Source organism: Epibacterium ulvae, assembly GCF_018678075.1.
Classification (GTDB): Bacteria; Pseudomonadota; Alphaproteobacteria; order Rhodobacterales; family Rhodobacteraceae; genus Epibacterium; species Epibacterium ulvae_A.
The window spans coordinates 42,945-69,204 of record NZ_JAHHIR010000074.1 but is presented as its reverse complement, the minus strand read 5'-3'; the positions used below and the strand labels follow the sequence as shown (position 1 = coordinate 69,204).

Genomic DNA, 26,260 nt, shown 5'->3' with positions numbered 1-26,260 from the left:
GCGCAGAACCGGATCAGAGCTGCAAGCGCAGCCCCAAGAACCCGTTGCTATCAACAGGCAATAACGAAAGGCGTTCTGAAGGAAGCTCATCCAGATGCACGGCTGCTGCCGGCCCTGTCAGCGCGACCACATGAGCGTTTTCTATTGGGCTGAACTGCCAAGGTGTCGGCGCATCATCTAACGGGTCGCGGCGCAGGTGGCCCGCAATATAGTCGCGGATGACATCGCGCAGACGCACCGGCGGCAAGGACAGTTGCGGTGCATATCGCACCATGTTGAAATGCCCGCCGCCGCTGGCACGGTAACTGTTGACGGCCACCAGGAAGCGTTGTTCGGGGCGCACCGGTGTGCCATCCCAGCGCAAATTGCGGATGCGTTTGGCGGTTGGATTGACCAGAGTGCCGGTGCTGTTGAACCGCGCAGGCTGTGTCAGGTCGATTTCATATTCGACCCCAAACATCACATCGTAATTGTGTCCGGCGCGCTGATCGTTGACCAATGGCTGGTCCTGGCTGCCCGGAGAAACACGGTTGAAAATCCCCGCAGACATCTCCAGCCAGTCCAGCAGCTCGGTGCCGGTGACTTCAACCGCCCGTAGCCGATTGGGAAAGATCTGCAGATCAGTCACATGCCGCATGGTGACGGGGCCGGCGGGCACATCGGTGTAGAAACTGGGTCCGGCACGGGCGCCAAATTTGCCGGGAGCGGCAGCGGACAAAAGCGGTAGATTTTCGGCCGGTGTCCCTTGGACATAAGCACGCACCGCGGCAGCCTGCGCAGACGCGCTGAGTGCCAGCGAACGGTCATGGGAGAAAAACGTAAAGAATGAATGCAGCGGCGAGGTGATGTGCCCCACTGGTTGGTTCAAACGCGCACAGGCCTCGACATGGTCATCCCATAGGGCTGCACGCAGGTCCTGGTTTTCGGCAACCAACGGCCCGTCGTCCGGCGCGACCGCGCGCAACGAAGAATGGGTGTCTTGCAGTCTCCACCGGGCACCGTCCCAGCGCAGCGACATGTCGATCAGACCCAAATGACTGCCAAATGCGCCGGGCATGACCACGGGATTGGGGAATTGGTGCTGGGCGTCGGGCAGGGCCAGATGGGTATGGCCGGCCACCAGCGCGTCGATCTCTTCCAAAGCGCTGAGCGGGTAGAGGGCATTTTCCATGTTCAGGACAGCGTCCCGGTCGCCAAGCCCCGTGTGTGCAAGTGCGATCACCAGATCACAGCCCTGTTCGCGCAGGGCGCGCGCTGTGTCGCGTGCGGCGTTTACCATGTCCTGCACAACCACCCGACCTTCCAGGAAATAGGCATCCCAGATAACCGTTTGCGGCGGCAAAACGGACAAAACGCCAATACGCACAGGCGGTGCATCCGCAACGCCGGGCATTGGTTTTTCAATGATGGTGCTGGCTTTGAACGGCAGTTCCAACCCGGGTTCAATCGCGCTCATGTTGGAGCACAGTGCCGGGCAGGGCGCATCCTTGAGCAATCGGCCCAGGGTTGGCAGCCCATAGTTGAAGTCGTGATTGCCCAGACCGATTGCATCATATTGCAGCACGTTGAAGGCGGTCATCAAAGGGTGGCGTTGGCTTTGTCCGTGCAGAATGCTTTCGCCAAGGGGGGCGCCCTGAAATCCATCGCCATTGTCCATCAACAGCGTGGCGATACCTTCGGCCTGTGCTTCCGCGCGGGCCTGTTGGATCAGGGTTGCAACGCGTGTCAGCCCAAGGGGGGTATCCGTTTTGTCAGCGTAGTAATCATAAGCGATGAGATGTGCGTGCAGATCGGTTGTTGCCATAAGGCGTAACCGGGCCACCGAGGGACTGGGAGGCGTTAAAGGACCTGTCATTTTGCCATTGCCTGGCGCATTTCTATTCTGCTCGCACTTGGGTTTCTTCTGTGTTCTTGCACATAGAAACAGTGTTTAAAGCATGTGCAAAGTATAGAATCTTAACAATTCACCATTTTTGGGGGGTGGTGCAACTTAGAGAAGATTGACCCCGTAAAATATTGGCACAGAAGCGATTTTTTGCGAAAACTTCGCCAAGTAATTATGTGCAGTTGGCGCTATGACGGTAATTTGTAAGGCGAAACCGTACAAAAAATAAGCAATGGGCAGAGAGCGGATGAAACATGCAGAAACGGTAACCTTTGGCGGCGGCGGTCTGGAACGGGCGGCCAATCTTCGAGGGGACTCTGAAACGCTGTCTGATCTTTGGGCACAGGGCAGCAAGGTTCTTTTGCTGTGGGAGGGCAAGCCGTTGGTGCGCCGTTCGCAAAACCCAGATGTCGCGCCAATGCCGGATCAATTGATCATGTTGGACACGCAGCACCCGCTGGTGCAAAACGCACCGGAACGCACAGTGTTTCTGGGGTTGGGGAACTCCAGTGAAGGCCTATTCGCGCAGGAGCTTCTGGGATGGGATACGCACGAGGAAGATCTGAGCCAAATCGGAGCGTTCCGTGATCTGACTGAGCAGCAGCATCCCGACTTGCCCGAAGGCGACGTGTTCGCAGAGCTGCGCAGCTTTATGGTGGCTTTGTCGCCGCAGGACGGTGAGATCGCAGCCACAGCCAAGGCGGTTCTGGCGTGGCACCAAAGTCACGGTTTTTGCTCGAAATGCGGTCACAAAAGCGATTTGATCGACGGGGGCTGGCAACGGATCTGTGGAGGTTGTGGCGCGCGTCATTTCCCGCGCACCGACCCGGTTGTCATCATGTTGATCACGCGTGGCGACAAAGTGCTGATTGGCCGCTCCCCAGGCTGGCCCGAGGGGATGTATTCGCTGTTGGCTGGGTTTGTGGAACCCGGAGAAACGCTGGAAGCCGCCGTGCGCCGCGAAGTCTTTGAGGAAACCGGCGTCACGGTCGGCCCCGTGGGGTATCTGGCCAGCCAGCCCTGGGCCTTCCCAATGTCGCTGATGTTTGGCTGTTGGGGCGAAGCCACCAGCGAAGAGATTACAATCGACCCGAAGGAAATTGAGGATGCGCTTTGGGTGAATAAGCAGGAGGTCATGGAATCTCAGGCAGATTTACACCCAAAAATTCGCCCAGCCCGCAAAGGAGCGATTGCGCGTTTCCTTCTTGATAACTGGCTTGCGGATACACTGCGCTGAATAATCAGTGGTCCGCGGATTTGAACGTTACGAACAGGTGAGAACATGGAACTGAAAGCATCGGAAGATATCGACGCCCCGATTGAGCGGGTTTTTCAGCTTTTGTCTGATTTCGATAATCTGGAACGTCTTGCGGCCCGCCGTGGGCTGGACGTTGAACGTCGCACACAAGGTGATGTGTCGGAAGGCACGCAGTGGCGGGTTGCATTTCAATTGCGCGGCAAAGGGCGTACGCTGGATCTGACCTTGAAGCAATTGCAGCCCGCAACCTTTCTTGCGGTCAAAGGTGAAGGCGGCGGTGTGTCCGGGCTTTTCAATGTGGAACTGGTGGCCCTGTCACCGAATTGCACCAGAGTGGCGATTGTCGCGGATCTCGCGGCCTCGACCCTGCCGGGCCGGTTGGTGTTGCAATCGCTTAAACTGGCACGTGGCAAGGTGGAGCAACGCTTCCGCGAGCGGATTGGCAAGTTCGTCACAATTTTGGAAGAGCGTTTGGGCGACTACGCATAGTCCCCCAAACACCCCGAATCAGTGCTACTCGTGGCGTTGCAGGCTGGCGGGAAAGACGCCCAATATCTTGATATTTGTGGTGAAATATGCCAGCTCGTCCATGGCGAGCTGGACGTTTGCGTCATCTGGGTGGCCTTCGATGTCGGCATAAAACTGGGTTGCGGTGAAAGAGCCGTCGATCATATAGCTTTCGAGTTTCACCATGTTGATGCCATTGGTGGCAAAACCACCCATTGCCTTGTAAAGCGCAGCAGGAATGTTGCGCACCTGAAAGACAAAGCTGGTGACCATCCCATGTTCGCCGCGACGTTCGTAGTTGGCTTCTCGATCCATGATGATGAACCGGGTGGTGTTGTTTCCCTGATCTTCTACATGGCGAGCCAGCACGTTCAGACCATAAATCTCACCCGCTAATTCGCTGGCCAAGGCTGCAACGGCGGGATCACCGCGTTCTGCCACGTCGCGGGCGGCCCGCGCATTGTCTGAGCTGACGCGGCCCACGATGCCGTGTTCCTTTAGAAAGCTCGAGCATTGCGGCAGGAGTACCAGATGGGAATAGGCTTCCTTGATATCGGACAAGGTGGCACCCGGAACGCCCAGAACATTGATGTGCACCCGCACAAAGGCTTCGTCGACAATATGCAAGTCGGAATAGGGCAGCAGACGGTGAATATCTGCGACACGGCCATAGGTGGAATTCTCGACCGGCAGCATTGCCTGATCCGCATTTTCGGTGTTCACAGCGGCAATTGCCTGTTCAAAGGTGCGGCAGGGCAACACTTCCATATCGGGTCGCGCAGCGCGGCAAGCCTCGTGACTATAGGAGCCAAGTTCTCCCTGAATGGCGATTTTGCGGGTCATTTACGTCTCATCCGTAGAAAACTTCAATAAACGGGCATTTAGTCGCGCTGTCTATACCTTGTCAGTGTATAGGGGAAGCCTTAGACAAACGGGCAGACAGCTAAATGGACTCGCGATCATGTTCGACACGATGACCCTTACCAAAGCGACCGCAGGATTCTGCGGTGCGTTCCTCGTATTCCTGCTAGGCAAATGGGCGGCAACAGAGATTTATGCAATGGATAGCCACGGTGAGGCGTCCTATGTGATTGAAGTCGCTGATGCTGGCGGTGCCGCAGAAGTTGAAGAAGTAAGCTTTACCGAGCTCTTGGCCACCGCGGATGTGGGCAAAGGTGCCAAGGTTTTCAAGAAGTGTTCCGCTTGCCACAAATTGGAAAGTGGTGCCAACGCAACCGGCCCGTACCTGTTTGGTGTGGTCGGGCGTGAGGCCAATTCCGCCGGAGGATTCGGCTACTCAGGCGCACTGCCTGCCGGAGCCTGGACCGAAGACGCATTGAATACCTTCCTGGCAAAACCAAAAGACTACGCGCCGGGCACCTCGATGAGCTTTGCCGGTCTGAAGAAAGACACAGACCGCGCGAACCTGATCGCATATCTGGCGACAATTCAGTAAGTCGCGCCGCGTAAGCGATGAATTTGAGGCCGCTACCCTAACGGGTGGCGGCTGTTTCTTTTTCAGGCATCAGTTCGCCTCTTCACGGGGTGTTCACATTCTCTAAACTTGTATTAGCTGTGCTTGGACACATAGAAGTAATCCATAACTCTGGCAGTAGAACCCAAATGGAGGATCCGTCGATGCAGTCACCCGATGTGCAGGCCCGTGTTGCGACCGTTGCCCGAATAGGAACACCGATGAAATGGTTGGGCCTTGGTCTTGGCGCGCTCATACTGGCCACCGGACTTGCCCGTGCCGAAGACGGGTTGACCAAGAGCCACGGCTATTCCTATTTCGGCAATCTCGACTATCCGGCGGATTATGAACATCTGAACTATGTGAACCCGGAGGCCCCCAAGGGCGGGGAGTTATCGCTGGCGACCTCGGGCACGTTTGACAATATGAACCCTTACACCGTCAAAGGGCGTGCAGGAGTGTTGACGACGATTCAGTATGACAGCCTGATTGAGAGTACCAGCGACGGGGTGGGGCAATACTACGGCCTGCTGGCGGAAAGCTTGGAGTATGATGAAGGACGCAATTGGGTGATCTTCCACATGCGACCCGAAGCTACGTTTTGGGACGGGACGCCGGTCACGGCCGAGGACGTCGTCTATAGCCACACGCTGTTCATCACCCAAGGCCTGCCGTCTTATGCGCAAGCCGTGAGCAATATGGTCACCGGTGCGGAAGCGTTGGATGATCATACGGTCAAGTTTACATTCAATACGGATGTCACCCGCCGTAGTCTGATTGAAACGGTGGGCAACACGCCTGTGTTTTCCAAAGCCTGGTTTGAAGCGGATGAAACGCGTCGCTTGGATGAGCCCAGGTATGAGGTTGCTGTGGGTTCAGGTCCCTATATGCTGGACAGCTACGATGTAAACCGCCGGATCGTGTACAACCGACGCGATGACTACTGGGGCAAAGACCTGCCCATCAATGTCGGACGCCATAACTACGATCGTATTCGTGTTGAGTACTTCGCGGACCAAACCGCATCGTTTGAGGGCTTTAAGGCGGGCGAATATACCTTTCGTTTGGAGCGAGACGCCAAGATTTGGTCGACGAGCTATGACTTTCCAAATGTGAGTGACGGCAATGTAGTGAAGGCAGAAATCCCCAACCAAAACCCACCGAACCCAACTGGATTTGTCTTCAATCTGGCCAAGCCGCAGTTGGCCGATAAAGAAGTCCGTGCAGCCCTAGCTTTGGCCTTCAACTTTGAGTGGGTCAATGAATCGTTGTTGTTCGGATTGTCGACGCAGCGCAGTTCCTTTGTCGAGGGCACCGATCTAGAAGCCAAAGATGTCCCGACAGGTGGTGAGTTGTCATTTCTGAAAAGCTTAGGCGAAGTCGTGCCAGCTGATTTTTTGACAACACCGGTGTCCTATAGCCATACCTCAAACGCAGAACGGTTGCGTGATCGTCGCAACCTGCGCAAAGCCGCGAAAATGCTGGATGCTGCCGGTTGGGTTGTCGGGGACGACAAGCTGCGTCGTAACGCTGTGGGGGAGACGCTGAAGATCGAAATCCCTTACGCGACGAGTGTTCCTGAAACCATCGCGACTATGATCGAAACCTATGTTCAAAACCTACAAGCGTTGGGCGTAGATGCAATCGCCGAGAAAGTTGACCCTGCACAATTTACACTGCGGGATCGTGAACGCGATTTCGACATGGTTTACTCCTCTCGCTACGGATCTTTTATGTCCACGGGGGGCGGGCTGTCGCAGCAATACGGTTCAAAAGAAGCCGCGTTTAGTATTTTTAACCCGGCCGGACTGGCCAGCCCGTTGGTCGACTCGATTATTGAAGCATCGTTTGAAACAACCAGCAAGACTGACCAAGACCAAGCACTCATGGCTCTGGATCGTGCGTTGCGTCATGAGTTTTTCGTGCTTCCAAGTGGCTATGTGCCCAACTACTGGGTCAGCCATTTCGATATGTACGAATACCCCGAAAACCTGCCGAAATTCGCGCTGGGCTGGTTGGATCTGTGGTGGATCAACCCCGACAAAGAAGCGGATCTAAAAGCCAAAGGCGCGTTGCGGTAATCATGGCAGCCTACATCCTACGACGTTTGTTGTTGGTGATCCCCACCTTGTTGGGGATCATGATTGTTAACTTTGCACTGGTGCAATTTGTCCCCGGCGGCCCGATTGAACAGATCATCGCCCAGCAACAGGGGCAGGGCGATGTCTTTGCCGGCTTTTCTGGCGGCGGGGCCGAGGCGAACCTGGAGCTGGACAATGATCTGACCCTGGGCGGCGGTGGTGATGAGAAATACGCCGGTGCCCGCGGTTTGCCGCCTGAGTTTATCGAAGAGCTTGAGCGTGAGTTTGGTTTCGACAAGCCACCCTTGCAGCGGTTTTTGCTGATGCTCGGCAATTACGCGCGCTTTGATTTTGGTGAGAGCTATTTCCGCAAAATCGGCGTGATTGATCTGGTGCTTGAAAAAATGCCGGTCTCGATCACGCTGGGGCTTTGGTCGACGTTGATCGCCTATCTGATCTCAATTCCATTGGGCATTCGCAAGGCGATCAAGGACGGCAGTAACTTTGACACCTGGACCAGCGGTGCGATTATTGCGGCCTATGCGATCCCTGGATTTCTGTTTGCGATCCTGTTGTTGGTCTTGTTTGCCGGTGGTTCATATTGGCAGGTCTTCCCGCTGCGGGGACTGACCTCGGATAACTTCAGCGAACTCAGCCTGATCGGCAAAATCGGCGATTATTTTTGGCACATCGCGCTGCCGGTTCTGGCCTCGACCATTGCCAGCTTTGCGACGCTGACGCTTTTGACCAAGAACTCCTTCCTGGATGAGATCAAGAAACACTATGTCATGACCGCCCGTGCCAAAGGGCTGTCGGAAAATCGCGTGCTGTATGGCCATGTGTTCCGCAACGCTATGTTGATCGTGATTGCAGGATTCCCTGCGGTGTTTATTGGTGTGTTTTTTGGCGGCAGCCTGATTATCGAGACGATCTTCTCGCTCGACGGCCTTGGGCGGCTTGGCTTTGAAGCGGCTGTGGCGCGGGACTATCCAATTGTGTTTGGCACCTTGTTCATCTTTGGCCTGATGGGGCTGGTGGTCGGGATTATCTCGGACCTGATGTATGTGCTGGTCGATCCGCGCATCGATTTTGAAAGCCGGGAGGGATAAAGCGATGTCGATGTTTACTTTGTCACCGCTGAACCAGCGCCGTTGGCGCAATTTCCGGGGCAACCGCCGGGCCTATTGGTCGCTGGTCTTGTTCTCTATCCTCTTTGGTCTGTCCCTGCTGGCGGATGTTCTGGCCAATGATAAACCAATCCTTGTGCGCTACCGGGGTGAGTTCTTTATGCCGGTTGTGACCTCCTATGCAGAAACCCGTTTTGGCGGCGATTTTGAGACGGAAGCGGCGTATCGCGACCCCGAAGTGCAATGTCTGATCCGATCCGGTGGGTTGGAAGAGTGTTTCGATGACCCTGAAGGGATTATTGAGGCGATTGGCGCGGGCACTTATGAGGCAGAAGGATTTGAAAAAGGCTGGTCGATCTGGCCGCTCATTCCCTATTCCTTTGATACAGCCGTGGACCGACCAGGCGCGGCGCCACTGCCGCCCAATGCGCAGAACTGGCTGGGCACCGACAGTCGCAAACGTGATGTTTTAGCGCGTGTAATCCACGGCTTCCGCCTGTCGATTGTGTTCACCTTGATGGTGACAGCTGCCGCGACAATCATCGGCGTTGTTGCTGGCGCGGTTCAGGGCTTCTTTGGCGGTTGGGTCGATCTGATCTTCCAAAGGATAATCGAGGTCTGGTCCTCCACCCCGTCGCTTTATGTCATCATCATCCTATTTGCGATCCTGGGGCGCAGTTTCTGGCTGTTGGTTTTCCTCAGCATTCTGTTCGGCTGGACCGCGTTGGTGGGCGTGGTGCGGGCGGAGTTTCTGCGGGCGCGTAATCTGGAATACGTGCGCGCGGCGCGGGCGTTGGGGGTCGGAAACATGACCATCATGTTCCGTCACATGCTGCCCAACGCCATGGTGGCGACCCTGACCATGTTGCCTTTCATCGTGACCGGAACCATTGGCACACTGGCCTCGCTGGACTTCCTCGGCTTTGGTTTGCCGTCATCGTCGCCCTCGTTGGGTGAGCTGACATTGCAAGCCAAACAGAACCTGCAAGCCCCCTGGCTGGCCTTCACCGCCTTCATCACTTTTGCCCTGATGCTCTCGCTTCTGGTCTTCATCTTTGAAGGCGTGCGCGATGCATTTGATCCAAGAAAGACCTTTTCATGAGCGCAGTTTTGCAAGTGAAAGACCTCCGCGTGGCCTTCCGTCAGGACGGCAGACGGGTCGAGGCGGTAAAAGGCGTGTCCTTCACCGTCGACAAAGGGGAAACCGTGGCATTGGTGGGCGAGTCCGGGTCCGGAAAGTCGGTCTCAGCCCTGTCGACCGTGTCTCTGCTCGGCGAAAGCGCCGAGGTCACGGGGTCGGTCAAATATGGCGACACCGAAATGGTTGGCGCGGACGAGGCCCATCTGCGGGCGGTGCGAGGCAACGACATCTCCTTCATCTTCCAGGAGCCGATGACCTCGCTGAACCCGTTGCATACGTTGGAAAAACAATTGGCCGAAAGCCTCTCGCTACATCAGGGGTTGGTCGGGGCTGCTGCGCGCCAACGTATCCTGGAGCTGATGCAGCGAGTGGGAATTCGTGACGCCGAAAGCCGCTTGGGCGCCTATCCGCATCAGCTGTCAGGTGGGCAACGCCAGCGAGTGATGATCGCGATGGCCTTGGCCAATAAACCCGACATTCTGATCGCGGATGAGCCGACAACTGCGCTCGACGTGACCATTCAGGCGCAGATCCTTGATCTATTGGCCGAGCTGCGGGAACGTGAGGGCATGGGCGTGTTGTTCATCACCCATGACCTCGCCATTGTGCGTCGGATTGCCGACCGGGTTTGTGTGATGAAAGATGGTGAGATTGTCGAGACGGGTCCCACGGCTGAGATCTTTACCAACCCACAACATCCCTATACGCAAAAATTGTTGGCGGCTGAACCATCTGGCATTCCGGATCCGGTGCCAGAAGACGCGCCTGAAATTGTCGCGGCTCAAGATCTGAAGGTCTGGTTCCCGATCCAACGCGGGCTGCTACGCAAAACGGTTGGCCATATCAAGGCGGTGAATCCCTGCTCCATTTCGATCCGCGCGGGGGAGACCTTGGGGATTGTGGGAGAGTCCGGGTCTGGCAAAACCACAATGGCTTTGGCGATCATGCGGTTGATTGCCTCCGAAGGGGCGGTACAGTTTGAGGGCCAAGATCTGCGCAAATGGTCGACGCGGGAACTGCGGGACCTGCGCAAGGATATGCAGATTGTGTTTCAGGATCCCTTTGGTGCGCTGTCACCGCGAATGACCTGTGCGCAGATCATCGCCGAAGGTTTGACGGTGCACGAGGTCGACAAACATCGCAATCAACGCGAACTGGTGGCCGAAGTGATGGAGGAGGTCGGGCTGGATCCGGCTGCCATGGACCGCTACCCGCATGAGTTTTCCGGCGGGCAACGGCAGCGGATCGCCATTGCCCGGGCGATGGTTTTGCGGCCGAAGCTGGTGGTGCTGGATGAGCCAACTTCGGCGCTGGACATGACGGTTCAGGTTCAGATTGTCGAGCTGCTGCGGGATCTGCAGAAACGCTATGGTCTGGCCTATATGTTCATCAGCCATGACTTGAACGTGGTGCGGGCGATGTCACACAGCGTACTGGTGATGAACCAGGGCGATGTGGTTGAAACCGGCCCGGCAGAGGCTGTTTTTACAGCGCCGCAAGCCGCATATACCCAGAGCCTTTTGTCAGCCGCAGTGCCTACTGAGTAATGGGTCTGCTCCGTCTAAAATGTAGAGCTAGAACTCCCGCGCCCGCAGGTGCCCTGCCTTCGGCATGACCCCTTGGCGGCCTTGGGCCAGGCTCGGCGCTCTGCGCCGAGCCTGGCCCACCTGGAGCGCTGCATGTCATACATGCGGCGGCGACGGGCGGGAGAACCAGTTGTAATCTAGGTGTTAGATCGCCGCGCTGTGGCCTGCTTTGCTGAGGTCATAGGCGTCGAACGCGCGGGCGATGACGCGTGTCAGCGGATGGGCATGCGTGGGGATAACAAAGTCGCTGCCGCTGAGCGTTACCATATCCGGAAAACGCACGGCAACGTGTTCAAACAACGCTTTCAGGTCGCTTTCGGATATAGCGAACTTCCTTTGGATCTCATCCCCGTCAATGCGGAAATCGCACATCAAAGCCTCGATCATCCGGGCGCGCATGTGGTCGTCTTGGGAAAACGAATGACCGCGAGATGTGGAAAACCGACCCGCGCGTATGGCCGCTGTATGTGCTGACGTGGCGGCTGCGTTTTGGGCATAGCCGCGCGGGAACCGTGAGATGGACGAGGCGCCGATGCCGATCAACACGTCTGAGCGGTCATCGGTATAGCCCTGGAAATTCCGGCGTAGTTTGCCAAGGGCTTGCGCCACCGACAGCCCGTCTTCGGGGCAGGCGAAATGGTCGATGCCGATCTCTTTGTAGCCGTCCCATTGAAACAATTGCTGTGCGGTTTCAAACAGCTCCAACCGGGCTTCTGGCGTGGGCAATGCTTCAGACGGGATCATGTTTTGACGGCGCGCCATCCATGGCACATGCGCATATCCATAAAGGGCGACGCGATCAGGCGAAAGAGACAGCAGTTTCTGAACGCTATCCGCCATCCGAGTATTGGTCTGGTGAGGCAACCCGTACAGAATATCCGCATTCAGACTGTCGATCCCATGGGCGCGCAACATCTCAACCGTGGCGCGCGTTGTCTCATAGCTTTGCGGGCGACCAATCGTTTCCTGAATTTCGGGGTCAAAATCCTGCACGCCAATGGATGCGCGGTTCATTCCGGCTGCGACCAGGGCTTCGATCCGGGCGCTATCGATTTCGTTCGGGTCAATCTCGACCGAGAATTCGGCGTCCTTCGCCAGTGGGGCGATGGATGCGATTTTGGTGGCAAGATCGCGCATCATGTCGGGGGATAACATGGTCGGGGTGCCGCCGCCCCAATGAAGGCGGGATAGGGTGACGCCGTTGGGCAGATGCTGCGCAAGCAGGTCCAATTCCGCCTTGAGCACGTCCAGATAGGCGCGCACGGGGGAATCGGATTGGGTGCCTTGGGTGCGGCAAGCGCAGAACCAGCAGAGCCTGCGGCAAAATGGAACATGCACGTAAAGAGAGATCGCACTGTTGGGCGCGATGTCATTGATCCACCTTTTAAACAAGGGTGAATCCACAGATGATCCAAAATGAGGCGCCGTGGGGTAGCTTGTATAGCGCGGCACTTTGGCATCGAATAAACCGAGGCGGGCCAATTGTGATTTCGTATCCATGCCTCTATTTTAGGGGTCGTAACGTCCCCAGGTCATTGACCCAGATCAATTGGAATTTACCATGGCAGCGCCCGTCCTCTCGCATGTGAAATGTGCGGATTGTCCGATCCGACACCGGGCCGTCTGTGCGCGATGTAATGCGGATGAGCTGGATGAGCTGGATACGGTCAAATATTATCGCAGCTATGAAGCCGGGCAACCGATTGTGTGGTCCGGGGATCAGATGGATTTTGTCGGTTCGGTTGTGTCAGGCGTGGCCACGCTGACCCAGACCATGGAAGACGGGCGCACACAGATGGTGGGCCTTTTGCTGCCCAGCGATTTTGTGGGACGCCCAGGACGGGACGCCGCGGCCTATAATGTGGTGGCCACCAACACCGTCATGATGTGTTGTTTCCGCAAGAAACCGTTCGAAGAGCTGATGGCGCGGACCCCTCATATTGCGCATCGCCTGCTGGAAATGACCTTGGATGAGCTGGACGCCGCGCGGGAGTGGATGCTCGTTCTGGGGCGAAAGACCGCCCGCGAAAAGATCGCCAGCCTGCTCTCCATTATCGCGCGCCGCGATGCCTCGTTGAACAATGGCCCATTAGGTCGGGTTGAGTTTGAACTCCCCCTCACGCGTGAAGCGATGGCTGATTATCTGGGACTGACGCTAGAAACCGTCAGTCGCCAGGTGTCGGCACTCAAAAAAGACGGCCTTATCGCGCTGGAAGGCAAGCGCCATATTATTGTCCCGGATATGAGCCGTCTGATGGACGAAGCAGGCGATGACAGCGACGGCGGGTATCTGGTCTAAGCCTGCGTAAACACAGCCTCACCAATCGGCAAAAAAGGACCCGCACCATGCGTTGGGAAAATGGTGCGGGCCAGATCGGGACTGCGCGCCGATACATGGAGACATGACGCGAGACCCGCAGGAGGTTGGTTGTGTTAGTGGGCCATCAATACCGGGCGGTTGGTGGCCTCCAGGATATTGCGGGTAGCACCACCCAGAATGGCTTCGCGAAAACGAGAGTGACCATAGGCGCCCATCACAATCAGATCGGCATCGATGTCTTCACCGTGGCGTATCAACACATCTGCGGTGCGTGGCATGGATTTTGCCAGCACATTCACCTCGCAGGCTATGCCGTGACGGGCCAGCATCTGGCACAGCAACCCGCCCGGATCAGAGCGGTCCGGCCCGTGGCGCGGCGGGTCAATCACCACCACATGGACGCATTCGGCGGCCTTTAGGAATGGCATGGCCTTGCGAATGGCAGACAGGGCTTCGGCGCTTTCGTTCCAACCGACCAAGACGCGTTTGGTCTCGCCCATCGTGTCGCCCTCATCCGGGACCACCAGAACCGGAGCTGCGCTTTCAAACAGCCCGGCCTCGACAATGGCTTCACCTTCAATCGGGACGTCCGGACCATAGGGTTTGCCAACAACGATCAGGTCACAAAAGCGACCCCGGCGGGAGACATGGCGGGTGATCTGTCCCAGCGGAGCCACCGCACTGACCGCTGAGAAGGGCGTGCCAGTACGTGCCAAACAGGCCTCTGTATGGGCCTGAAGGGTTGCGGCCTCTTCCTTGGCGACCTGCAGGGATTGCTGCAAGATCATCGCATTCGCCACCCCATAGTCATAGCAGTTCTGGGTCCGATCGATCCCAAGGCATAGAGCATCCGTATGTGCCGCAAATCGCTGCGCTAAGGCAGAGGTTTGATCCAACGGTGCCTTGGCACGTTCTATGTCACTGATGACGGTCAACAAAGTTTTGTAACTCATTCTGCACCTCACACGGTTCAAGGGGATCGCGCGTTCCGGGCCCTAGACTGGCATGGATCGATTCGCAGAGTTTTGATGCAGATCAAGGCCCGCCGGGGCGAATTGGGGCATCACATCCTCGGTCTGTAACCGCTCGAAGTCGTCCAAGAGAATCGATAAGGGCAAGGTAAAGGGACGATAAATGTCTAACTATATCAAGCTGATAGCGCTTGGTCTCATAACGTTTTTTGCGATGGTCGGGATCAATTTCGCACGCGATTTGGCCTATCAGGTGCATGCTGTGATCATCATGTTGGTGGCGGGAGGAATGTTCCTTTACACGCTGCGTCAAACAGATGAACCACGCGCACCAGAGCCAAGTCATGAGTATCTGGACGGCGTGGTGCGCGCCGGGGTAATAGCAACCGCCTTTTGGGGTGTGGTCGGGTTCCTGGTCGGGACCTTTATCGCATTCCAGCTCGCGTTTCCGGTGTTGAATTTTAACTGGGCCGAAGGCTACGCCAACTTTGGCCGACTGCGCCCGCTACACACGTCGGCAGTGATTTTTGCCTTTGGCGGCAACGCTTTGATAGCGTCGTCATTTTTCATTGTTCAGCGCACTTCTGCCGCACGATTGTGGGGCGGCAACCTCGCTTGGTTTGTGTTCTGGGGCTATCAGCTTTTTATTGTGTTGGCAGCGACAGGCTACCTGCTGGGTGGCACCCAGTCCAAAGAGTATGCTGAACCTGAATGGTACGTCGATATCTGGCTGACTGTGGTCTGGGTCTCCTATCTGGCGGTCTACCTCGGCACGATCATCAAACGCCGAGAGCCGCATATCTATGTGGCCAACTGGTTCTTCCTCGCCTTTATCGTCACCGTTGCGATGCTGCATGTGGTCAACAACCTGACCATCCCGGTGTCGATCTGGGGCTCTAAATCGGTGATCATCTGGCCCGGCGTACAAGATGCGATGGTGCAGTGGTGGTATGGCCACAATGCTGTGGGCTTCTTCCTGACTGCGGGCTTCCTTGGGATGATGTACTACTTTATTCCGAAACAAGCGGACCGACCGGTTTTCAGTTACAAACTGTCGATCATCCACTTTTGGGCGTTGATCTTTATCTACATCTGGGCCGGTCCCCACCACCTGCATTACACTGCGCTGCCGGATTGGGCCTCGACCCTTGGTATGGTGTTCTCCATCGTTTTGTGGATGCCCAGCTGGGGTGGGATGATCAACGGTCTGATGACCCTGTCGGGTGCTTGGGACAAGCTGCGCACGGATCCGGTTCTGCGGATGTTGGTGATCTCGGTTGCTTTCTACGGCATGTCCACATTCGAGGGTCCGATGATGTCGATCCGCGCTGTAAACTCTCTGTCGCACTATACCGACTGGACCATTGGCCACGTGCATTCTGGTGCGTTGGGCTGGAACGGCATGATCACATTTGGCGCGCTCTACTATCTGACACCCGTCCTGTGGAAACGCGATCGCCTGTATTCGCTCTCGCTGGTCAGCTGGCACTTCTGGCTCGCCACCATCGGCATCGTGCTCTATGCGGCGTCCATGTGGGTGACCGGTATCATGGAAGGTCTGATGTGGCGTGAAGTGGATGCCAACGGCTTCCTAGTGAACTCTTTCGCTGACACGGTTGCTGCGAAATTCCCGATGTATGTGGTGCGCGGTCTGGGCGGGGTCATGTACCTCACTGGGGCCCTGATCATGTGCTACAATCTCGTGATGACTGTCCGTAAGGCCCCGGCAAAAGAAGCCAGCCTTTCGGTTGCAGTCCCGGCTGAATAAGGAGGGCCGGAAAGATGGCTATTCTTGATAAACACAAGATCCTTGAAACCAACGCGACCCTCCTGCTGATCTTCTCTTTTCTAGTGGTGACTATTGGTGGTCTGGTTCAGATCACGCCGCTGTTCTACCTGGAAAACACCATTGAGAAGGTCGAGGGCATGCGCCCCTATACGCCGCTGGAGCTGACGGGGCGCGACATCTACGTCCGCGAAGGGTGCTATGTCTGCCACAGCCAGATGATCCGCCCAATGCGGGATGAGGTGGAGCGCTATGGCCACTACTCATTGGCGGCGGAATCTATGTATGACCACCCGTTCCAATGGGGCTCCAAACGCACCGGGCCAGATTTGGCCCGTGTGGGGGGGCGGTATTCCGACGATTGGCACGTGGACCATTTGCGCAACCCACAGGCAGTGGTGCCGGAATCGGTGATGCCCAAATACGGCTTCTTGGAACGAACAATGATCGAAGGCGAATACATTGGCGACGTCATGGCCACCAATGCCATGGTTGGTGTGCCCTATACCGACGAAATGGTGGAGCAGGCGCAACTGGATTTCCGGGCGCAGGCCGATCCTGACAGCGACTATGACGGTCTGCTTGAACGCTACGGCGAAGACATCAATGTGCGCAATTTCGACGGCCAGCCCGGCGTGTCTGAGGCCGACGCGCTGATCGCCTATCTGCAAATGCTGGGAACGCTGGTTGATTTCTCGACCTTCACCCCAGACGCCAGCCGCTAAGGAGGAGATGAGATGGAATCTTATACGCTTCTACGCCAGTTCGCCGACAGTTGGATGCTGTTGTTGCTGTTCACCTTCTTTGTCGGCGTTGTTGTCTGGGCCTTTCGCCCCGGCAGCAGCACCGTCTACGCCGACACTGCCGACATCCCATTTCGCCACGCGGATAAACCCGCCGAGCCTGAGGAGACCCGGACATGACTAAGAAACCGGTTCAACCTCATGACGTTCCCACCACCGGTCACAGCTGGGACGGGATCGAGGAGTTTGACAATCCGATGCCGCGTTGGTGGCTGTGGACGTTTTATATCTGCATCGTCTGGGCCATCGGGTATTCGATTGCCTATCCGGCTTGGCCCTTGGTCAGTTCGGCTACAACCGGCTTGCTTGGCTGGTCGACGCGGGCGAATGTCGCGGCTGATATCGCCGCTGTCGACGCGGCCAACGGCCCGATCAATGCGCGTTTGGAAGCGGTTGATATGGCGACCCTCACCAGCGATCCCGAACTACACGGCTATGCCGTCTCGGCTGGTTCGGCAGTGTTCAAGACCTGGTGCGCTCAGTGTCACGGCTCTGGCGCGGCAGGGGCCGTAGGGTATCCTAACCTGCTGGACGATGACTGGCTATGGGGCGGCACCATCGAGGACATTCAAACCACGGTGGCGCACGGGATCCGCAACGAGGAAGACGACGACGCGCGATATTCCGAGATGCCTGCCTTTGGTCGCGACGAGCTTTTGGAGGACGGCGAAATCCATGCCATCGCCAACTACGTGCTATCGCTGTCCGGTGATCCGCAGGATGCTTCGGTTGTGGCGGATGGTCAGGTCTTGTTTGCCGACAACTGTACCTCCTGCCACGGTGAGCAGGCCCAGGGGGATCTGTTCCAGGGCGCGCCGAACCTTGCGGATGCGATCTGGCTTTATAGCGGCTCCTACACGGATGTGGTGGAGACCATCAACACCGCGCGTTTTGGGGTAATGCCATCCTGGTCCAACCGCCTGAGCGAGGCAGAGATCCGATCGGTGACGGCCTATGTCCACCAATTGGGCGGTGGTGAGTAACGCAGTTTGCAAACCGTTCAGATCACACCAAAGGGGCCGCATCTCGCGGCCCTTTTTTGCGTATCATGTTATTCCAACTTTGTTGTGCGACTTGATGCAGATCAAAGTTTCAGGCCAGGTCTCATGCGACAGATGAGGGGCGAGGACTGCGGCAGATCCATGCGGGCGGTCAACGCAGTCCTTCTCCGTTTCGTGCGCCACTTTAGCACGATGTTGACGCCGGTGTTTCGCATTGTTCGCGCGTTTCCCGGAATGCCGGCGTCATTTTTCTCCATATTTCATGAGCAAAACGCCGTTTCTTGGGCTCGATAGGAACCGCGTCATCAATCGGGGGCAGTCGGTCTGTGTCAAAACCTGCCGCAGTTAGAAACACGTGTGAGTAAACGCTGGTCAACATGGTCTTTCTCCTGTGTCTTCGTGTAATTCTCCTGGTCCACCCTTTCCGAAGCGTCGGTTTTATGCGACTCAATAAGAAATCGAACATGTAAGCTGAGGTTAACTATGGATTGGATGAAGATGCCGCCATTGTCGGCGCTGCGCGCCTTTGCGGCCTTTGCTGAACGCGGCGGTGTTGCCGAAGCCGGGGACAGTTTGAACGTCAGTCATGCAGCAATCAGCCAGCAAATTCGCGCCCTTGAAAAGCATCTGGATATGTCGCTGGTAGACCGACACGGGCGCGCATTGGAGCTGACCTTGGCCGGGCACCGACTGGCGCAGGCTCTGCAGTTGGGGTTCGGTGCGATCGAGAACGCGGTGCAGGAATTGGCCAAACAGAGCGATGCGCGCCCCGTTCGCATCACCTGTACCCCGATGTTTGCCGCCAAATGGTTGATGCCGCGTCTGGGTGAATTTCGCGAACGCCATCCCGAGATCGACTTGATCTTGGACCCAACCGGCGCCGTGGTGGACATGCACAAGGGGGATTTCGACCTGGCGATCCGTTATGGCGACGGCCACTGGGGCGGGCTGGAAGCCGAGATGTTTCTGCCGGTGCAATTGGTGGTCACAGCCGCGCCTGCGTTGATTGCCGGGCGTGACATTGCCTCACCCAGCGATCTGTTGGATTTGCCGTGGGTCGAAGAGCTGGGCACCACGGAAGCAGGTGCCTGGATGCGGTCCCGCGGGGTCGACAGTGAACCGCGTGGCCCGCGTGTGCGCCTGCCCGGAAACCTGTTGTTGGACGCCGTTGTCGGCGGGCAGGGGGTTGCGGTCAAGATTCGCGAGTTTGTGTTGGATGAACTGGCCAGCGGCCGCTTGGTTGAGCTGTTTCGCGAAGAAGATGCACGCGGTTATCACATTGTCACTCGCCCCGGCGTCGTGCGCCCTGCAGCTCGTAAATTTGCGGCCTGGCTGCGTCGCCAAGGCACCGTTTAGGGCCAGACGCGACAAAACGCGCAGGGCAAACAGGTGAAAAACATCCATTGGCCATGCGCTTTTTGATCCACGTCAAAGTTCGAATGCCGCATGTTGGGCAAAAGTCGGGTTGGTAATGCAGTAACCCTTGGAGCACGCCCGTGAGCGATTCCAGTCCGACCCCCAGCCTTTATGCCGCCCGGGAGCCGATTTTTCCCCGCCGGGTATCTGGGAAGTTTCGCAGTCTCAAATGGATCATCATGGCGGTGACCCTGGGCATCTATTATCTGACGCCATTCCTGCGATGGGACAGGGGGCCGAACCTGCCGGATCAGGCGGTGCTGATTGATCTGGCCAATCGGCGGTTCTATTTCTTTTGGATCGAAATCTGGCCGCATGAGTTCTATTTTGTGGCCGGTCTCTTGATCATGGCCGGGCTGGGGTTGTTTCTGTTCACTTCGGCCTTGGGGCGAGTCTGGTGCGGCTATGCTTGCCCGCAGACGGTTTGGACCGACCTTTACATCCTGGTCGAACGTTGGATCGAAGGCGACCGCAATGCGCGTCTGCGCCTGCACCGGCAGAAAAAGCTCGACCTGCGCAAAATCCGTTTGCGGCTGACCAAATGGGTGGCCTGGCTGTTGATTGGCCTTGCGACCGGGGGGGCTTGGGTCTTTTACTTTGCGGATGCGCCGACATTGGCGGTGGATTTGGTGACCGGGCAAGCCCATACAGTCGCCTACTCCACCATAGCGATCCTGACCTTTACCACCTTTCTGTTTGGCGGTTTCGCACGTGAGCAGATCTGTATCTATGCCTGCCCCTGGCCCCGTATTCAGGCGGCGATGATGGACGAAGATACGCTGACGGTTGGGTATCGCCCTTGGCGCGGTGAGCCGCGTGGCAAACACAGCAAATCGGCGGATGTGGCGCAAAAAGGTGACTGCATCGACTGTATGGCCTGCGTCAACGTCTGCCCCGTTGGGATCGACATTCGCGACGGCCAACAGATGGAGTGCATCACCTGCGCGCTCTGTATTGACGCCTGTGATGACATCATGGCCAAGATCGGCAAGCCACGCGGTTTGATCGATTACATGGCGCTGTCGGATGAGACCCGTGAAAAGGCGGGTGAAAAGCCCAAACCCGTCTGGTCCCATATCCTGCGCCCGCGTACGGTTTTATATACGGCGCTCTGGTCGCTGGTCGGAGTTGCGCTGGTCTACGCGCTGTTCATTCGCCCCGAGGTTGATCTGACCGTGGCACCGGTCCGCAACCCGACTTATGTGACGCTCTCTGACGGTTCCATTCGCAACACCTATGATGTGCAGCTGCGCAATAAACATGGCGAAGCACGCTCGTTCGCGCTCTCCGTCAGTGGCGATGCGGCCTACCGGATCGCCCTAGAAAACGAAGACGACGCCACAGTCGACGTGCCAGCCGACGCCGCCCATCTGCAGCGGGTCTACGTGATCGCCCCAAAAGGCACCAAACCCGCGCAGGGGGAAGCCAGCGATGTGCGTATCTGGGTCGAAGACCAAGAGAGCGGCGAGCGCGCCTACAAAGACAGCACCTTTAACGGACAGGGACAATAAACATGGACAAGCCGCAACGTGAATTTACTGGACGCCATGCCTTGCTGCTTTTTGTGGGATGTTTTGCCGTCATCATCGGCGTCAATATCACTTTGGCTGTCAAAGCGGTTAAGACCTTTCCAGGGTTGGAAGTCGCCAATTCCTATGTCGCCAGCCAGGAATTCGATCTGCGCCGCAATGCGCAGGAGGCTCTTGGGTGGGACATCTGGGCCGAGGTGCAGAATGACATCCTGCGTCTGTCGATCACCGACCGTGACGGGCAGCCTGTCGAGGTCGCCAAGCTTAGCGCGACATTTGGCCGGGCCACACATGTGAAAGACGACCAAACGCCGGATTTCACCTATGACGGCAGTGCCTATGTGGCGCCGGTGAGTGTGGGCGACGGCAATTGGAACTTGCGGATGGTGGCGCGCGCGAGTGACGGGACCGAATTCACCCAACGTGTGATCATCCACGTACGCGAGGATGCGTAGATGAGCGTTCAGGCCGATCCGCACCGCCCGCAAATGGCGGTTTGCCCTGGATGTATTGCCGCGCCCAGTGCAGCAGCGGATACCGCCCCGACCACCGCGCGTTTGGCGTTGTCGCTGCCGACAATTCACTGTCAGGCCTGTATTTCCAAGGTGGAGCGCGGCCTCTCTCAGGTTCCAGGCATCCGGTCCGCACGGGTCAATCTGACGCTCAAACGTGCCTTGATCGAGGCTGACGCAGACCTCATCAAGGTTGCCGATCTCGTCCCCATTGTCGAAGGTCTGGGGTATGAGGCGCATGAACTGGATCTGGGACAGCTGTCCGCAACCGCCACCGACAAGATTGGCCGCGACCTGGCTATGCGTCTGGCGGTGGCAGGGTTCGCCTCCATGAACGTGATGTTGTTGTCGATCTCGGTCTGGTCCGGCGCGACCGATGCAACCCGCGACATGTTCCACTGGATTTCGGCGGCGATTTCAATCCCCGCAGTCGCCTATGCGGGAAAGCCGTTTTTTGTAAATGCCTGGAGCGCCCTGCGGGTGCGGCGGTTGAACATGGATGTGCCGATTGTCCTGGCGCTGGTGCTCGCGCTGGTGACGTCACTGTGGGAAACCAGCCTCAGCGGGGAACATGCCTATTTTGATGCCGCCTTGACGCTCACGTTCTTTTTGTTGGCCGGGCGCTATCTGGATCAACGGACCCGCGCTGTCGCCCGGTCCGCTGCCGAGGAACTGGCGGCCTTGGAGGTGCCGCGCGCCATTCGCATTTCCAACGGTACCGAGGCAGAGGTCGCGGTGTCCGAGCTGGCCATTGGAGATCTGGTCCTGGTCCGTCCTGGTGGGCGCATGCCGGTGGACGGGGTGATTGTTGCGGGCCAGTCCGAGCTGGACCGCTCACTGTTGACCGGTGAAACCTTGCCGGTGTTTGCGGAGCCGGGGCAGCGGGTCTCTGCTGGTGAAGTCAATCTGACGGGTCCTTTGACTGTACAGGCAACGGCCGTCGGGCAGGAGACATCGCTGCATCGTATGGCCGATTTGGTGGCTGTCGCCGAAAGCGGGCGGTCGCGCTACACGTCGCTGGCGGACCGTGCGGCCACGCTTTATGCGCCGGGTGTCCATGTCCTGTCGGGGCTGGCTTTTGCGGGTTGGTACATGTGGACCCTCGACATGCGCACCGCGTTGAACATCGCGGCGGCTGTGTTGATCATCACTTGTCCCTGCGCGCTCGGCCTTGCAGTGCCGGCGGTGACAACGGCCGCGTCGGGCCGACTGTTCAAACGCGGATTGTTGATCAAGAACGCCACCGCTTTGGAACGATTGGCCGAGGTGGATACCGTCGTGTTCGACAAAACCGGCACTCTGACCGAAGGCGCGCCGGTTGTGACCAATATGGGTGAGCACAGCCGCCGCGATTTGGAGATTGCGCTTGCCCTGGCCGAGGCGTCGTCGCACCCATTGGCGCAGGCTTTAACACGTGCAGCGCAGGCGGCAGGGATCAATCCGGCACCGCTTGATATGGTCGAAGAAATCCCCGGTTTCGGGACCGAGGGGCACCTGCACGGATCCTTTGTGCGCTTGGGCCGCGCAGAGTGGGTGGGGGTGGCGCCGGTGCATGAAACCGCTGCCTATCTTGATTGCGGCGACGGGCGTATTCGGGTCTTCACCTTTGAGGATGGCCTGCGCAAAGGGGCCGATGACGCGGTGCAAGCCCTTATATCGGCAGGAAAAGACGTCATCTTGTTGTCCGGAGATAGCGAGACACCGGTTGCGGCTCTGGCGCAGCGGCTTGGGATTGCGGCTTGGACGTCCTCCGCCTTGCCGCAAGATAAACTGGAGCAAGTCCAACGGCTGACGACACAGGGACGCAAGGTTTTGATGGTCGGCGATGGGCTTAACGACACGGCAGCTTTGGCTGCGGCCCATGTGTCGATTTCCCCGGCCACCGCCTTGGACGCGGCACGAGTTGCCTCAGACATTGTACTGTTGGGGCGGGATCTGGAGCCAATCGCGCAGGCCTGTGTCACGGCGCAAAAGGCAACCCGCCGGATATGGGAAAACTTTCGCCTAGCAACGCTTTATAACGTCATTGCCGTGCCCTTGGCTGTGGCTGGATTGGCGACTCCATTGATTGCGGCACTGGCGATGTCGTTGTCGTCTATCACCGTGTCGCTGAATGCTTTGCGCCTGCGCTGAATTGGAATGGATCCAATGACCGTGATTTCCTATCTGATACCGATTTCTTTGATTCTGGGCGGGCTTGGATTGGCGGGCTTTGTCTATACCATCCGCTCTAGCCAATATGACGATCCGGAAGGCGACGCGCGCCGGATATTGAGTGATGATTGGGACGACCACCCCAAAGGGTGACGGCACCCGCGCCGTAAAGGAAAAAGGGCGCCTCAGGGGCGTCCTTGTTTAGTCTCAGGACCGATTAATCCACTTGGGGCTGAGATGGCAGCGTGATTCATTGCCCTCAATCTGGGTGACTTTATGAGCAATCTTTACTGGCTGAACGAAGATCAAATGGCGCGGCTTCGGCCCTATTTTTCAAAGAGCCATGGCGTACCGCGCGTTGATAATAGACATGTCTTAGGTGGCAATATCTTTATCAATCGCAATGGCTTGCGCTGACGTGATGCGCTCTATGAATACGGCCCCGCCAAGGCGCTCTACAATCGTTGGAAACGGTGGAGTGACATAGGGGCGTTTGCCCGGATCATGGAAGGGCTTGCTGTTGAAGCACCGGACAACAAAACGATTTCTATCGACGCAACGTACCTCAAAGCCCACCGGACTGCTTCCAGCTTGTCGGTTAAAAAGGGGGACGTGGACGTCTGATAGAGCGCACCAAAGGCCGCATGAATACAAAGTTGCATGCTGTGACTGACACGATGGGGTGACCAGTTCGTTTCTTTATGACAGCTGGTCAGGTGATGAGCGATTGGACCGGAGCCAGAGCGCTTGTGAGTAGCCTGCAGCTGACTGGCTGCTCGAGGATCGTGGCTATGATGCGGATTGGTTCCGAGAAGCCCTTGTGAGTATGGGTGTCACGTCTTGCATCCCAGGCCGAAAATCACGAGACAAAGCAATCAAGTATGACAAGCGCCGCTACAAAAGGCGTAACCGGATTGAGATCATGTTTAGCCGGTTGAAAGACTGGCGGTGCGTAGCAACCCGTTACGACAGCTGTCCAAAGGTTTTCCTGTCTGTACGCGCACTCGCAGAAACCGTCATATTCTGGTTATGTGTCCTGAGCCGAGTCAAAGTCCGTAGGCAAGTTTACGACCGAGGGCCGATCGTCTCACACTCGGTGTTGCGCGACTGCAGACGTCGACAGGCAAGTTCTGCGTTTTCGCGCGTCATGCCAAGGAAGTTCGCATCAAAGCCGCGCGGGGTTTTTACCACTTTGCGCAGGGATCCCCGCAACGTCGACATCTCTGTCAGGGCGGTTTTCAACAGCACTTTTTCTGCCATGAAACGGTTGCCATAACGCCCGACGCTGATGCCCCAGTAACGACCACCAGATGTGGACAGACGTGTTACAACGATGGGTTCTGCGCTTTCGCTCGCAACGTCGATAAATTCTGCGGGACGCGCACGGGGACGGACGCCGCCTTGGTAGGGTTGCACCAAGGACAGACGCGGTTGCTGTCCGGCCGAGGCAACAGCCGCAATAACCTGTACGTCCTCTTGTACAACAGAGGCGGTGTCGACATGAGCGGCTTCGATCACGGCTGCTTCGGCAATTGCGCTTTGGATGCTGGCTTGCAAATTCGATGGTTGCGCTGGTGCGGCCGTATTGGCGGCGAGCAAGGAGAACGCGCTGCCTGTCGAGGGCGCAGCTGCGGGTAGATCGCCTGGCGTCTGACCCGGTTCCTGCCCTGGGCGCAGTTTGGGACGCAGGCTGGTTTTAACCAGACCGGTCACCCGGATCGATTTGCCAACGCCTTCGGCCACAGCAGAGTCTGTCGATGCATCAGCAACCCGGATGCCTCGATTGCCCAGATAAGCTGGGCGGGTCGGTTTGCGCAGTTTGGCATGGGTTGGCGCGCGGCGGAAACCCAGATCCAGCAGCTCAGCCACTTTTGCATTGCGCGATGTGGTTGACTTTCCACCAAAAACGGTCGCAATCACCCGCTCGTTCCCACGTTTGGCCGAGGCAACAAGGTTAAAACCCGCAGCATTGGTGTAGCCGGTTTTGATCCCATCCGCACCTTTGTAGGCTGCAAGCAAACGGCGGTTGGTATTGGCCACGGTGCGCACGCCGGCATCAGCGGATTTGCGTGAGAACAGGTTATAGTATTCGGGGTAGTCATACAGAATGTGGCGGCCAAGCGTTGTCATGTCGCGGGCTGTCGACAGGTGACCGCTGGATGTCAGGCCATGAGCATTCTTAAAGGTCGTCCGCGACATGCCAAGCGCCTTGGCCGTGCGGGTCATGCGACGGGCAAAAGCTGCCTCGGACCCGGCAATCGCCTCGCCAATGGCGGTGGCAGCGTCGTTGCCGGATTTAATCGCAGCGGCACGAATGAGATAGCGCAGAGCAATGCGTTGACCTGTTTTCAGGCCGAGCTTTGACGGTGGTTCAGCGGCGGCATTGCGTGAAACCTTAACCTTGGTATCCAGCGTGATTTCGCCATTTCGAACCGCCTCAAACGCGATGTAGAGCGTCATCATCTTGGTCAGAGAGGCCGGATGCAGGCGCGTGTCCGCGTTGCGGGAATGCAGCACTTCGCCGGTGCGGGCGTCCATAACCATCGCCGCATAAGGAGCCGCGTGGAGAGTCGTCACCGACACAAGACACATAACAATGAACGTTGCGATTCGTGAAAGGATCCCTCTTGTACGTCGCCGTACAAAGGATAGATTAGCCCTATTGGGGCCGGGTTTCCGGGCGTTCGGAACCTGCGCGATATCTGCCAT

At 57.3% G+C, this 26,260-nt stretch carries 22 protein-coding genes and 1 pseudogene; 18 read left to right on the top strand and 5 right to left on the bottom strand.

Features of this window, described 5'->3' with window-relative positions; genetic code table 11:
* Window positions 1-13: 13 nt before the first annotated feature.
* Window positions 14-1,855 (bottom strand): bifunctional 2',3'-cyclic-nucleotide 2'-phosphodiesterase/3'-nucleotidase, encoded by a 1,842-nt coding sequence (locus tag KMP13_RS16035; RefSeq protein WP_215266993.1) that lies wholly within the window; start codon window positions 1,853-1,855, stop codon window positions 14-16.
* A gap of 277 nt (window positions 1,856-2,132) precedes the next feature.
* Between KMP13_RS16035 and nudC the strand changes: the two genes are divergently transcribed.
* A complete protein-coding gene (nudC, locus tag KMP13_RS16030) occupies window positions 2,133-3,122 on the top strand; it encodes an NAD(+) diphosphatase (RefSeq protein WP_215266992.1) in 990 nt (329 codons plus the stop codon).
* A 45-nt stretch (window positions 3,123-3,167) separates the two neighbouring features.
* The gene (locus KMP13_RS16025; protein ID WP_215266991.1) at window positions 3,168-3,632 is read left to right on the top strand and encodes an SRPBCC family protein; all 465 of its coding nucleotides are present in this window, start codon (window positions 3,168-3,170) and stop codon (window positions 3,630-3,632) included.
* A gap of 24 nt (window positions 3,633-3,656) precedes the next feature.
* Here the strand turns inward: KMP13_RS16025 and KMP13_RS16020 are convergent, their stop codons facing one another.
* Window positions 3,657-4,493 carry a prephenate dehydratase gene (locus KMP13_RS16020; protein WP_215266990.1) on the bottom strand — a complete coding sequence of 279 codons (837 nt, stop codon included), beginning with the start codon at window positions 4,491-4,493 and terminating at the stop codon, window positions 3,657-3,659.
* Window positions 4,494-4,611: 118 nt separating this feature from the next.
* Here KMP13_RS16020 and KMP13_RS16015 point away from each other — a divergent pair, with 118 nt between their 5' ends.
* The 5 genes from KMP13_RS16015 (at window position 4,612) to KMP13_RS15995 (ending at window position 11,020) form a co-directional block, all read left to right on the top strand.
* Window positions 4,612-5,106, top strand: a complete 495-nt coding sequence (locus KMP13_RS16015) for a c-type cytochrome (protein WP_215266989.1) — start codon at window positions 4,612-4,614, stop codon at window positions 5,104-5,106.
* Between the two features lie 182 nt (window positions 5,107-5,288).
* The gene (locus KMP13_RS16010) at window positions 5,289-7,205 is read left to right on the top strand and encodes an extracellular solute-binding protein (protein WP_215266988.1); all 1,917 of its coding nucleotides are present in this window, start codon (window positions 5,289-5,291) and stop codon (window positions 7,203-7,205) included.
* 2 nt (window positions 7,206-7,207) lie between these two features.
* Complete coding sequence (locus KMP13_RS16005; protein ID WP_215266987.1) at window positions 7,208-8,314, top strand: microcin C ABC transporter permease YejB; 1,107 nt, start codon at window positions 7,208-7,210, stop codon at window positions 8,312-8,314.
* Between the two features lie 10 nt (window positions 8,315-8,324).
* Entirely contained in the window at window positions 8,325-9,434 is a 1,110-nt protein-coding gene (locus KMP13_RS16000) for an ABC transporter permease (RefSeq protein WP_215267025.1), read from the top strand.
* Window positions 9,431-11,020 (top strand): ABC transporter ATP-binding protein, encoded by a 1,590-nt coding sequence (locus KMP13_RS15995; protein WP_215266986.1) that lies wholly within the window; start codon window positions 9,431-9,433, stop codon window positions 11,018-11,020. The genes KMP13_RS16000 and KMP13_RS15995 overlap by 4 nt, the downstream gene beginning before the upstream one ends.
* A 183-nt stretch (window positions 11,021-11,203) precedes the next feature.
* Here the strand turns inward: KMP13_RS15995 and hemN are convergent, their stop codons facing one another.
* Window positions 11,204-12,559: an oxygen-independent coproporphyrinogen III oxidase gene (gene hemN, locus KMP13_RS15990; RefSeq protein WP_215266985.1), complete on the bottom strand. Its 1,356-nt coding sequence runs from the start codon at window positions 12,557-12,559 to the stop codon at window positions 11,204-11,206.
* Window positions 12,560-12,620: 61 nt separating this feature from the next.
* On the opposite strand from hemN, the gene fnrL reads away from it, so the two are divergent.
* The gene (gene fnrL / locus KMP13_RS15985; protein ID WP_215266984.1) at window positions 12,621-13,358 is read left to right on the top strand and encodes a transcriptional regulator FnrL; all 738 of its coding nucleotides are present in this window, start codon (window positions 12,621-12,623) and stop codon (window positions 13,356-13,358) included.
* A gap of 134 nt (window positions 13,359-13,492) precedes the next feature.
* On the opposite strand, the gene KMP13_RS15980 is transcribed toward fnrL, so the two are convergent.
* Window positions 13,493-14,332, bottom strand: a complete 840-nt coding sequence (locus KMP13_RS15980; protein WP_215266983.1) for a universal stress protein — start codon at window positions 14,330-14,332, stop codon at window positions 13,493-13,495.
* A 181-nt stretch (window positions 14,333-14,513) separates the two neighbouring features.
* Here KMP13_RS15980 and ccoN point away from each other — a divergent pair, with 181 nt between their 5' ends.
* From ccoN to KMP13_RS15930, 10 genes and pseudogenes are all read left to right on the top strand, one after another.
* A complete protein-coding gene (gene ccoN / locus KMP13_RS15975) occupies window positions 14,514-16,118 on the top strand; it encodes a cytochrome-c oxidase, cbb3-type subunit I (protein WP_215266982.1) in 1,605 nt (534 codons plus the stop codon).
* Between the two features lie 14 nt (window positions 16,119-16,132).
* Window positions 16,133-16,861 carry a cytochrome-c oxidase, cbb3-type subunit II gene (gene ccoO / locus KMP13_RS15970; protein WP_215266981.1) on the top strand — a complete coding sequence of 243 codons (729 nt, stop codon included), beginning with the start codon at window positions 16,133-16,135 and terminating at the stop codon, window positions 16,859-16,861.
* A 12-nt stretch (window positions 16,862-16,873) separates the two neighbouring features.
* Complete coding sequence (locus KMP13_RS15965; protein ID WP_215266980.1) at window positions 16,874-17,059, top strand: cbb3-type cytochrome c oxidase subunit 3; 186 nt, start codon at window positions 16,874-16,876, stop codon at window positions 17,057-17,059.
* A complete protein-coding gene (gene ccoP / locus KMP13_RS15960) occupies window positions 17,056-17,922 on the top strand; it encodes a cytochrome-c oxidase, cbb3-type subunit III (protein WP_215266979.1) in 867 nt (288 codons plus the stop codon). Before KMP13_RS15965 ends, ccoP begins: the two co-directional genes overlap by 4 nt.
* Before the next feature lie 501 nt (window positions 17,923-18,423).
* Window positions 18,424-19,296 carry a LysR family transcriptional regulator gene (locus KMP13_RS15955; protein WP_215266978.1) on the top strand — a complete coding sequence of 291 codons (873 nt, stop codon included), beginning with the start codon at window positions 18,424-18,426 and terminating at the stop codon, window positions 19,294-19,296.
* 140 nt (window positions 19,297-19,436) lie between these two features.
* Window positions 19,437-20,867 carry a cytochrome c oxidase accessory protein CcoG gene (ccoG, locus tag KMP13_RS15950; protein ID WP_215266977.1) on the top strand — a complete coding sequence of 477 codons (1,431 nt, stop codon included), beginning with the start codon at window positions 19,437-19,439 and terminating at the stop codon, window positions 20,865-20,867.
* Window positions 20,868-20,869: 2 nt separating this feature from the next.
* The gene (locus KMP13_RS15945) at window positions 20,870-21,340 is read left to right on the top strand and encodes a FixH family protein (RefSeq protein WP_215266976.1); all 471 of its coding nucleotides are present in this window, start codon (window positions 20,870-20,872) and stop codon (window positions 21,338-21,340) included.
* Window positions 21,341-23,530 (top strand): heavy metal translocating P-type ATPase, encoded by a 2,190-nt coding sequence (locus KMP13_RS15940; protein WP_215266975.1) that lies wholly within the window; start codon window positions 21,341-21,343, stop codon window positions 23,528-23,530.
* A 15-nt stretch (window positions 23,531-23,545) separates the two neighbouring features.
* Entirely contained in the window at window positions 23,546-23,704 is a 159-nt protein-coding gene (gene ccoS, locus KMP13_RS15935) for a cbb3-type cytochrome oxidase assembly protein CcoS (RefSeq protein ID WP_215266974.1), read from the top strand.
* Between the two features lie 123 nt (window positions 23,705-23,827).
* Window positions 23,828-24,581, top strand: a pseudogene (locus KMP13_RS15930) (IS5 family transposase); the annotation flags it as partial.
* Between the two features lie 35 nt (window positions 24,582-24,616).
* Here KMP13_RS15930 and KMP13_RS15925 read toward each other — a convergent pair.
* Window positions 24,617-26,260 carry a D-alanyl-D-alanine carboxypeptidase family protein gene (locus KMP13_RS15925; RefSeq protein ID WP_435370366.1) on the bottom strand — a complete coding sequence of 548 codons (1,644 nt, stop codon included), beginning with the start codon at window positions 26,258-26,260 and terminating at the stop codon, window positions 24,617-24,619.

Excerpts from the sequence above, each read along its gene's own strand:
- KMP13_RS16035 (WP_215266993.1), bottom strand. The coding sequence starts at position 1,855 with ATGACAGGTCCTTTAACGCCTCCCAGTCCCTCGGTGGCCCGGTTACGC.
- nudC (WP_215266992.1), top strand. The coding sequence starts at position 2,133 with ATGAAACATGCAGAAACGGTAACCTTTGGCGGCGGCGGTCTGGAACGG.
- KMP13_RS16025 (WP_215266991.1), top strand. The coding sequence starts at position 3,168 with ATGGAACTGAAAGCATCGGAAGATATCGACGCCCCGATTGAGCGGGTT.
- KMP13_RS16020 (WP_215266990.1), bottom strand. The coding sequence starts at position 4,493 with ATGACCCGCAAAATCGCCATTCAGGGAGAACTTGGCTCCTATAGTCAC.
- KMP13_RS16015 (WP_215266989.1), top strand. The coding sequence starts at position 4,612 with ATGTTCGACACGATGACCCTTACCAAAGCGACCGCAGGATTCTGCGGT.
- KMP13_RS16010 (WP_215266988.1), top strand. The coding sequence starts at position 5,289 with ATGCAGTCACCCGATGTGCAGGCCCGTGTTGCGACCGTTGCCCGAATA.
- KMP13_RS16005 (WP_215266987.1), top strand. The coding sequence starts at position 7,208 with ATGGCAGCCTACATCCTACGACGTTTGTTGTTGGTGATCCCCACCTTG.
- KMP13_RS16000 (WP_215267025.1), top strand. The coding sequence starts at position 8,325 with ATGTTTACTTTGTCACCGCTGAACCAGCGCCGTTGGCGCAATTTCCGG.
- KMP13_RS15995 (WP_215266986.1), top strand. The coding sequence starts at position 9,431 with ATGAGCGCAGTTTTGCAAGTGAAAGACCTCCGCGTGGCCTTCCGTCAG.
- hemN (WP_215266985.1), bottom strand. The coding sequence starts at position 12,559 with ATGGATACGAAATCACAATTGGCCCGCCTCGGTTTATTCGATGCCAAA.
- fnrL (WP_215266984.1), top strand. The coding sequence starts at position 12,621 with ATGGCAGCGCCCGTCCTCTCGCATGTGAAATGTGCGGATTGTCCGATC.
- KMP13_RS15980 (WP_215266983.1), bottom strand. The coding sequence starts at position 14,332 with ATGAGTTACAAAACTTTGTTGACCGTCATCAGTGACATAGAACGTGCC.
- ccoN (WP_215266982.1), top strand. The coding sequence starts at position 14,514 with ATGTCTAACTATATCAAGCTGATAGCGCTTGGTCTCATAACGTTTTTT.
- ccoO (WP_215266981.1), top strand. The coding sequence starts at position 16,133 with ATGGCTATTCTTGATAAACACAAGATCCTTGAAACCAACGCGACCCTC.
- KMP13_RS15965 (WP_215266980.1), top strand. The coding sequence starts at position 16,874 with ATGGAATCTTATACGCTTCTACGCCAGTTCGCCGACAGTTGGATGCTG.
- ccoP (WP_215266979.1), top strand. The coding sequence starts at position 17,056 with ATGACTAAGAAACCGGTTCAACCTCATGACGTTCCCACCACCGGTCAC.
- KMP13_RS15955 (WP_215266978.1), top strand. The coding sequence starts at position 18,424 with ATGGATTGGATGAAGATGCCGCCATTGTCGGCGCTGCGCGCCTTTGCG.
- KMP13_RS15945 (WP_215266976.1), top strand. The coding sequence starts at position 20,870 with ATGGACAAGCCGCAACGTGAATTTACTGGACGCCATGCCTTGCTGCTT.
- KMP13_RS15940 (WP_215266975.1), top strand. The coding sequence starts at position 21,341 with ATGAGCGTTCAGGCCGATCCGCACCGCCCGCAAATGGCGGTTTGCCCT.
- ccoS (WP_215266974.1), top strand. The coding sequence starts at position 23,546 with ATGACCGTGATTTCCTATCTGATACCGATTTCTTTGATTCTGGGCGGG.
- KMP13_RS15925 (WP_435370366.1), bottom strand. The coding sequence starts at position 26,260 with ATGGCAGATATCGCGCAGGTTCCGAACGCCCGGAAACCCGGCCCCAAT.